Annotated in this window: 1 protein-coding gene; it reads left to right on the plus strand. The window is 67.4% G+C overall.

The features are described 5' to 3' along the window. Nucleotides 1-127 precede the first annotated feature (127 nt). On the plus strand, nt 128-886 hold the full coding sequence (locus ACFWJO_RS40815) for a hypothetical protein (RefSeq protein WP_377662858.1): 759 nt from the start codon (nt 128-130) through the stop codon (nt 884-886). Nucleotides 887-1,062 lie beyond the last annotated feature (176 nt).

Genomic DNA, 1,062 nt, shown 5'->3' on the forward strand with positions numbered 1-1,062 from the left:
CCTGTCAGAAATGACGGGTGGCACACGCTGATACTCTTGCCCTGGACGTGTCTGCACAGCGGAAGTACATCAGGCACACGTAGTCCTCCTGAATCAGGCACGCGTAGTCCTCCTGGAAGGTCCCGTCATGAACGCTCACTCCGCTTCCACCCCCGCGTCAGGCCCGAGCCGGCGCGCCGTCGCCACCGGTCTGGCCTGGTCTGTCCCCGCCGTGGCCATGGTCTCGGCGGCGCCGTCCTTCGCCGTCTCGCTGCGCAAGGATCCCGGCATCAACGGCTGGGTGCTGAACTCGCGGACTAATCGGGGCAATTGCCGCCATGATCTCGATGTCAACTCGGCGCCGTCCAACCCGGGCCCCACTCCCGACGGTGCGCCCTTCGGGCTCTACCTCTACGACGTCTCGAAGGACGCCAGCTACAGCAACGCCAAGCTCGTCTACTGGGTGCGCGGCACTCATACTGCGACACAGAACCCGATCACCTGGCAGGCGGCCGCGGGGCATTCTTCGCTGTGGTCAGGCCCCGTGCTGGGTGCCCCGCAGGTCAAGGCCGACGGTTTCAAGTACACCCCCTACACCTGGACGTACACCGGCACCATCGACCCGGCAAACGTCGCGAGTGACGGGCGGCTGTACCTCGAGACCTTCCATGTGAAGGCCGTCAACTTCTCCCAGCGGGAGGACGGCAGTTGCCTGCCCCTGGATATCTGGGCATACCGGGAGATCACTGTGGACCCGGACGGGCCCACCGGGCCGCAGCAGCCGATGACACTCAGCTTCGAACGCCGCAACGGGCCGAGCGGACCCTACGTTCCCGGCGCTCAGGGGCGCATGGCGGTCACGCCGGACGCCGAAGCCACGGCAGATCTGCAGCAGCTGAGCAGCTGAACCGGGCCACCCGCCCCCTTCGTGCGGGTGGTGTCCTGTCGGGGTTGCCCAGGCGAGGGAGCGCGCGCTCCGTGATCGACGGGGCCGCCGCCAGTACTGGCCGGCTCGCACAGACGTAGTGGGGGGCCGCAACCCAAAAGGGGGGGTCCCCACATGGGGAGGGGACCGGGAGCAAA

The organism is Streptomyces sp. NPDC127092 (assembly GCF_042722475.1).
In the GTDB taxonomy this organism is placed as follows: domain Bacteria; phylum Actinomycetota; class Actinomycetes; order Streptomycetales; family Streptomycetaceae; genus Streptomyces.